The sequence below is a fragment of the Xanthomonas sp. LMC-A-07 genome (assembly GCF_030208825.1).
In the GTDB taxonomy this organism is placed as follows: domain Bacteria; phylum Pseudomonadota; class Gammaproteobacteria; order Xanthomonadales; family Xanthomonadaceae; genus Xanthomonas; species Xanthomonas campestris.
This window is the reverse complement of the sequence record NZ_JARVTF010000002.1, coordinates 150,500-157,982: the sequence shown is the minus strand read 5'-3', so window position 1 is coordinate 157,982 and position 7,483 is coordinate 150,500. Positions and strand designations below refer to the sequence as shown.

The following is a 7,483-nucleotide window of genomic DNA, read 5'->3' as shown; positions in this document are numbered from 1 at the left end:
TTTGGCGCATCCGCATAGTCTGCACTGATTAGGAAAGATCGTGAACAGGTTCTAAAGCGCAGGGCTTTGTACTGGTGCCACTTAGCAAAATGGGCGCAAGCCTATTCGGCCCACGCCCATTCTGTTTTGCACAATCAAGAACAGAGCTATTAAACAGCCGCGCGTGACTGAGTACGCTGTTGTTCTTGCTGGTCTTGTACCTGCAGAGTTTGCAGGGATTGTGCTTCCTGGCGAACCGCGTTGCTGCTTTGTGCTAATGGGCGCTCTGCAGCGGCTGCCTTATCCGTGTAGATCCGCTGGTGCGCGGGGTCGCTTGGCTGACCCTGTACCGCGAACAGTCCACTGCCGTCCTTGCTCTGCATCACCGCGTCGATGCGCTGCAGGCCGCTGACCTTGGCTTCGAACGCCAATGAGCCAGCCGCATTTTCCAATGCGCGACGGTCGGTGAATGCAGTCGGACCCAACTGTTCCAGCTTGCTCACGGCCTGGTTGTACAACGGATTATCGGGGTTGGTTTTTTCCGACAGCAATGGCGTTTTCTCGGCCTGCTTCAGCGCCTTGAGCGTATCGCCGCCAACGACGCCATCTTCCTGCAGTCCGTGTGCACGCTGAAACGCCTTGACCGCCTCACCTGTTCGCTGGCCGTAGGCGCTGTCGGCGTTGAGCTCATTGCCCTTTGCGTCCTTGTAGCCCAACTGCTGCAAGGTCTGTTGCAACTTCAGAACCTCAGCGCCATGCGCCTTCTCGCGCAGCAAGCCGGATGTTTCTGCAGCAGTTTGCGCATGCGCCGGTTTATGCGTGTTGCCGTCGTGAGACTGCTGCTTGCTCTGACTGCGGTCCTGCAGCAACTCGCGCGCCTCGAATAGCGGGTCGCTGGCATAGAGCTTGACGCCCTTGGCGTGCTTGCGTTCAAGATAGGTATCCAGCGAGCTGAGCTCGACGCCTTCACTACCACGCGACTGGCTGATCTTGAGTTCGCCATCCTTGGGGTCGCGCACCACCATGGTGATGTGGTCAATGCCCTTGTAGCGCCCCTTGTCCCAGCTCTGAGGGCCATTGTCCTCGCCAATGATCATGCCCTCTTTGAGATTATGGGCAGTGACGTCTTTGCCTTGGATCAGGACCCCAGAGCGTTGTTCGGCCTTGCGCAGCAGTTCTGATGCACTATCGAAACCAGGGCTGAACTTTTCGTCTTTGGTAAAGATGACCTTGCCGGCGCCCTCGTTGATTTCGCCCATGGTCGCGTTCTGCATCTCGACCACCCAGCCAGAACAATCGACCTTGCCTTTGTCCGGATCTTTTGCTCCCAGGCCGTACTTGACGTGGTCGTATTTGTTGGTGAGGTCATAGGCGGCATGGAGCGCGATGCCTTGCGCTGCAGCTTTCTCCGGCTGTGCAGGTGCGGGCTGCGATGGCGCAGCTTGCGACGGCGCCTGCTGCGTGGTCGAAATGGGCTCAATACCTTTTTCATGGATACGGATACGGTCCATCTTCGTATCCCAGTACTGCACGAACGTCTGTGCCATGTCCTTGTCGGACATGCGCTGGAACGTCGCCGCATCGACGCCCGTCAAAGACTTCAGTTCTTTTTCGCCGACATTGTTGAGGATGTTGGCGCGAGTGCTTTCAAGCCCGAAAGATCCTGTGGCGATCGCAGTCTGAAGAGAGCGGTAACCTGCAGCGCCTTGCTGATGGGCCATGTACATGTCCAGGCCGTCAGGCGCCGGTTTGCCTGATAGGTAAGGCCGGCCATCACGTTCATGCCGGTCAACCAGGCTCGTCCGGTTATCCAGATATAGCCGCGCTGCTGCATCGGTATTGACCACTGCGTCCAACTCACGTCCAGCGATGCCGTATTGCTCGGCGGTCCGAGGAGTGAACTGAAAGAGCCCCTTCGCACCAGCGGCTCCGCGACTGGCCAACTCGTCGAAGTTGCCGCCAGTCTCTACGTGGGCAAAGCGCATGAAGTCGTCAAGCGGAATATTCCGCTCGGTTGCTTCGCGTTCGATGATGTCGAGCACTTGGGCTCGTGAGTAGTTCGTCGGCATCGCTCAAGGTCCTTGATTGAGTGCTGCAGCCACGTGGCTGCAGCGGTACGCCGCCCGAACCAATTCCTTTGGTTCTGTATTAAGGGGCCGGCAAATACGATTTCTGGGCCGCATCGTAGCGGTATTCAACCGTTTCGTCACCCCCGCTCGTCGGCGGGTCAGCCGAAACAGTTACCCGTAGTGCTGGCAGGCCTTGTTGCTGGACAAACGTAAGCGTGCTGCTGTTCTTGACGCAAGGAATCTTCCCAGGCGCATCCTCGTCGCAATTTGCACTGTTGTCCTCCCCGGCCGGGATATTGCCGATATACGTCCAATGCTTGTCGTTGACGTCATCGGTTTCCTTCGGGTTGAACACGAGTGCCTCGTAGGAAAGGATCCGTACGCCCGACTGCAGGCTCCACGTCGGCACGGTCAGGACTAGTCGGCCGTCGTCGGTGACAAATGTCTGTGGCTTGCGTGTCGTGTCGACGGTGTTGCCTTGTTCCATTCCACCGAATTCGCCGATATAGGGCTCTGCGCCAAGAAGCTTCCATGGCGACTTGCTACCCGGTTCGCTGGTGACGAAGGTGGCGTGTGCCAAGGTCACCTTGGTGCCCGGCGCGGGATAGTGGTTCTCGCGCTCTGCGCCGAAGAGCTCGGGCGTTTCCCATGCGAAGCCGGTGTAATAACGTGTACCGCCAAGTTCGAACTGAAAGCCGTACCAGTAATTAATCCAGCTGCCGTTGGCCACCTCGTAGGAAAGGGCGCCGTCGCCATCAACATTGCTGATGAAGTACAGCACGCTGTCCGGACGGGGCGGCTGTAGTTGCTGGGTGGATCCCTGGGTTGCGTCCTGCATGGGAGAAGCATCCTTATCTGAAGGCTTTGTGGCGGTACTGGCTGCGGGGGGAGTCGCCTTTGAAGCCGCGGCATCCGGTGGCGCCGGCTTGCATGCGGCGATCGTTGCTAGCGCAAGGATCAGTGGAATCTTCCTGACGAGCATTGGGGTGCATCCATTGCGGAGGGCGCGGAAAGTCTACTCCAGCCCGGCTGCCTGTCCAGCCGCCGAACCATGCCGGCGCGGCGGCTGGACAGGGCCTTTCCTGCCTCTTGTTTCAACGTTTGCAACAGGGTGATGTGGCATGTCTGCATGCGATCACTGCCAGCGACAGGACAGCCGCCGGCAAAACGCCTGCGCGCTTACGCCAGCGGCGTGTTCGAGATGATCTCCACCCAATAGCCGTCCGGGTCCTTGATGAAGGCCAGGTGCTTCATGCGGCCGTCTTCCAGGCGTTTCTGATACGGCACGCCGAGGCTGTCGAAGCGTGCGCAGGCTGCGTGGATATCCGGCACCGAGATGCAGATGTGGCCGAAGCCGCGTGGGTCGCTGTTGCCGTCGTGGTAGACCGCACCGTCCTGGGTTTCGGTGCCGTGGTTGTGGGTGAGCTCGAGCACGCCGGGGATGCCGGCCATCCACAGGCGGCGTGCGGCGTCATCGTCGGGCACTGCAGTGCCTTCGGCCAGCAGCGCGAGGAAATACAAGCTGAATTTTGCGTCGGGGAAGTCGCGTGCATCGAGCAGGCGGAAGCCGAGTACGCGGGTGTAGAAGTCCAGCGAACGCGGGGCGTCCTTGACGCGCAGCATGGTGTGGTTGAACACGAATCTTTGGGTGTCTGCCGGTGCGGCGGTGGCGCCGGGGACGTGTTGCAGGTCGGTCAAGGGCATGGGGCTCTCCTGAGAAGCATGGGGGGAGGCAGCGGTGCTGCAGTGACTGTCATGGTACTGGGCAGGCAGTGGCGGGGATGTCTGTTTTCATTGCCAGCTGCGCGCTGGATTTTCGGCAAAAGCTAAGGGCACAGGCAGGTAGGACCGAGGCCACAGTCATGTGCGGCCCAAAGCCGGATCCGAAGTCGAAGCTACACACCCACACCCATACCTATGGGCACAGCCACAGCCAAAACCACAGCAAGCGCAGGGCAAAGGCCAGAGCCAAGTCCAAAGCCAAAGCCAAAGCCAAAGCCAAAGCCAAGCAGAGGCTGGCCATGAGGGCGACAGACGGAAGCGGTCGCCAATGACTGCTGCCAATATTTTGGGGCCAGACATGCCGGCCCCTCCGCAGCGCCGGCTAGAACCACACCCGCACGCCGGCGACGAAGCGCGATTCGCGGGCGGGAGTGTCATCACCGTCGCCACGTGGTGCGCTATCGCCGAAACGGCGGCTGTGCACCCAGCCGATATACGGCGCGAATTTGCGGGTGATCTCGTAGCGCAGCCGCAGGCCTGCTTCGACCTCTTCCAGCCCGCTGCCGATGCCGCGCCGGTCATCGTCGGTGAGTGCGACGTCGGCTTCTATGCGCGGCTGCAGGATCAAGCGATTGGTGAGCAGCACGTCGTACTCGGCTTCCAGCCGAAACGCCGCGCGGCCGCCGCTGCCCAGATAGAGCGTGGCCTCGGTTTCGAACTTGTATGGGGCCAGCCCCTGCACACCGATGGCGGCCCAGCTCTGCCGCTGGCCGGGCGCGAGATCCTGGCGCGCGCCGAGCAAGACATCCCACCACGGCGAGATGGCATGGCCGTAGAAGGCTTCCAACGAGGCGTCGTGGGTCTGGCCACGCCGGCGCTCGCCTTCGCTGCGCAGCCACAGCCGGTCGATGTCACCGCCGAGCCAGGCGCGCGCTTCCCAGTCCTGGCCGCTGCCGGTGTGGTTGTCGGAGGCTTCCAGTCGGTCGAGCAACACATAGTGATTGATGCCTGCTCCATGCATGGCATGACTGCGCAGCGGTGCGAACGCCGCGGCAATGTCGTCTGCGGTGGGAGCAGGGATCGGCTCGCGTGGCGATGTGGTTGCGGCCGGCGCGGTGTGTTGATGTGCTGCTTGCTGTGCGGTGGATGCTGGATCAGCGTGCAACATGTCGTGCATGTCGTGCATGTCGTGCATGTCGTGATGTTGCATGCCGGCGTGGTCCATTGCCTGCGTCGCTGGCGCGGCGCGTGGCGGCGTGCCGTCGGCACTGCGGGCGTGCTCTTGCGTTGGGTATGCCGAGTCCGCTGGATCGGCGTGCGGCATGTCGTGCATGGCGTGGTGCTGCCTGCCGGCGTTGTCCATTGTCTGCGTCTGCGTAGCTGGCGTGGCGTGTGGCTGTGTGCCGCCGGCACCGTGCACGTGCGGTTGCGTTTGATGTGCCGAGTCCACTGCCGAAGCGGCATCGGTTGCAGGCGCTGCGGCGTGTGCATGCACTGCCGCCGCGTCATCGGAATGCTGCATGTCGTGCACATTCGCGGCCTGCTCTGTGTGCTGCATGTGCGCGTGATCCATTTCCACTGGTGGCGCGGCCTGCGTGGCCCGCTGCAGAGAAGACGCTGATGTCGACGTTGAAGCAGACACAGAAGCAGCGTCAGAGACTGAAGTGGGCGCGGATGCAACAGCTCCCACCGTAGCTTCATCCGCATCATCCACGCGCGTTGGCGCAGGCATCTCCACCGCCTGCGCACTGTCCACCTGCACCGCTGTTGCAGCATGCATCTGGTGATGCGCATGATCTTGCGCAGTTGCGGTCGCGCTGGCGATGACGGCGGCTAATAGAACATGACGGGCCTGCATGGCGTTCATGCCTCCACCCGCACTTCGCGCATCATGCCCGCTTCCATGTGGTAGAGCAGATGGCAGTGGTAGGCCCAGCGGCCCAGCGCATCGGCGCGTACGCGGTAGCTGCGGCGTGTGCCGGGCGGCATGTCGATGGTGTGCTTGCGCACCTGGAAGTTGCCATCGGCATCTTCCAGGTCGCTCCACATGCCGTGCAGGTGGATGGGGTGCTGCATCATGGTGTCGTTGACCAGCACGATACGCAGCCGCTCGCCGTACTGCAGCCGCAAAGGCTCGGCCGAGGCGAAGGCGACGCCGTCGAAGGACCAGGCAAACTTTTCCATATGGCCGGTCAGGTGCAACTCGATTTCGCGGCCCGGTGCGCGGCCGTCCGGGTCGTCGAACAGGCTGTGCAGATCGCCGTAACAGAGCACGCGGCGGCCGTTGTTGCGCAAACCAATGCCGGGGTCGTCCAGCCGCGGTGCGCTGGCATTGCTGCGCATGTCGATGAGTGGGTTGTGGTCTTCGCTGGCGGGGTGGTGTGGCGCGGGCGAGGATGCACTGGCGTGGCCATGCTGTTGCATGGCGTGCGCAGATGGATCGTGCTGCACGGTGTGGCCCGCATGTACATCCGCCGGCGATGCGCCGTGCTGTGCCGGCATGTCATGCATTGCGCCATGCGCCATGCCATCGCCGTGCCCCATGTCATGCATGGTCAGGATGGGGCGCGGATCCTGTGCCGGAATCGGCGCCTGCAAGCCGTGGCGCACCGCCAGCGTGCCGCAGGCAAATCCGGTGCGGCCCATGTCCTGTGCGAACAGCGTAAAGGCATCCTGGCCGATGGGTTCGACGAGGACATCGAAGGTTTCGGCGGCGGCAATGCGCAATTCATCCACGCTGACCGGATGCACATATTGGCCGTCGGCGGCGACCACGGTCATGCGCAGCCCGGGGATACGGAGATCGAAATAGGTCATCGACGAACCATTGATGAAACGCAGCAGCACCTTTTCGCCAGGCTTGAATAGTCCAGTCCAGTTGCCGGCCGGCGCCACGCCATTGAGCAGGTAGGTGTAAGTGTTGGCGTTGACGTCGGACAGGTCGGTCGGGGTCATGCGCATGCGCCCCCACATGCCGCGGTCGGCCAGGGTGGCGCGCAGCCCGTCTTCGCGCGCATCACGCACGAAGTCGCCCACGGTGCGCTGGGCGTAGTTGTCGTGGCTGGGCATCTGCTTGAGCCGGCGGAACAGCGCGGCCGGGTCCAGATCGGTCCAGTCCGACAGCAGCACCACGTGCTCGCGATCAAACCGATAGGGCGGCGGTGCCAGCGGGTCGATCACGATCGCGCCGTACAGCCCGGCCTGCTCCTGGAACATCGAATGGCTGTGATACCAGTAGGTGCCGGATTGGCGCAGCGCGAAGCGGTACAGGTACTCCTGGCCCGGCGCGATACCGTCGAAACTCATGCCGGGCACGCCGTCCATGTTGGCCGGCAGCAGCAGGCCGTGCCAATGCACGGAGGTGAACTGGTCGGCCAGTGCGTTACGCACCCGCACGCTGACGGTGTCGCCCTCGCGCCAGCGCAGCGTGGGCGCCGGCAGCGACTGGTTGACGGTGATGGCGCTGCGCGCGCGGCCGGTGAGGTTGACCGGCATGCGGCCGATCTGCAGCGCCGCGGCGCTGCCACGCAGGACGGCGGGCGTGGCGTAAGTAGGGGTGGCGCGTGCCTCGCTGCGCCACAGGCCGGTGGCCGCGGCAACGCCGCCCAGCGCCAGGCCGTGCACGAAGCGGCGGCGGGCCAGCCCGCCGTTGGACAAGGGATCGAATGACATGAAGCCTCCAGGCGCGGCCCACAGGGTGCGGGCCACGCGCA

The 7,483-nt window shown here is 62.8% G+C and carries 5 protein-coding genes; all 5 read right to left on the bottom strand.

Annotated elements, in window-relative coordinates:
- Window positions 1-149: 149 nt before the first annotated feature.
- A complete protein-coding gene (locus tag QRM89_RS01730) occupies window positions 150-2,021 on the bottom strand; it encodes a peptidoglycan-binding protein (RefSeq protein WP_285447147.1) in 1,872 nt (623 codons plus the stop codon).
- 106 nt (window positions 2,022-2,127) lie between these two features.
- Window positions 2,128-2,886, bottom strand: a complete 759-nt coding sequence (locus QRM89_RS01725; protein ID WP_285447146.1) for a hypothetical protein — start codon at window positions 2,884-2,886, stop codon at window positions 2,128-2,130.
- Window positions 2,887-3,227: 341 nt separating this feature from the next.
- Complete coding sequence (gene gloA, locus QRM89_RS01720) at window positions 3,228-3,752, bottom strand: lactoylglutathione lyase (RefSeq protein WP_115003870.1); 525 nt, start codon at window positions 3,750-3,752, stop codon at window positions 3,228-3,230.
- A 400-nt stretch (window positions 3,753-4,152) separates the two neighbouring features.
- Window positions 4,153-5,343 (bottom strand): copper resistance protein B, encoded by a 1,191-nt coding sequence (locus tag QRM89_RS01715; protein ID WP_285447145.1) that lies wholly within the window; start codon window positions 5,341-5,343, stop codon window positions 4,153-4,155.
- A gap of 290 nt (window positions 5,344-5,633) precedes the next feature.
- On the bottom strand, window positions 5,634-7,442 hold the full coding sequence (locus QRM89_RS01710; protein ID WP_285447144.1) for a copper resistance system multicopper oxidase: 1,809 nt from the start codon (window positions 7,440-7,442) through the stop codon (window positions 5,634-5,636).
- Between the last annotated feature and the right edge of the window lie 41 nt (window positions 7,443-7,483).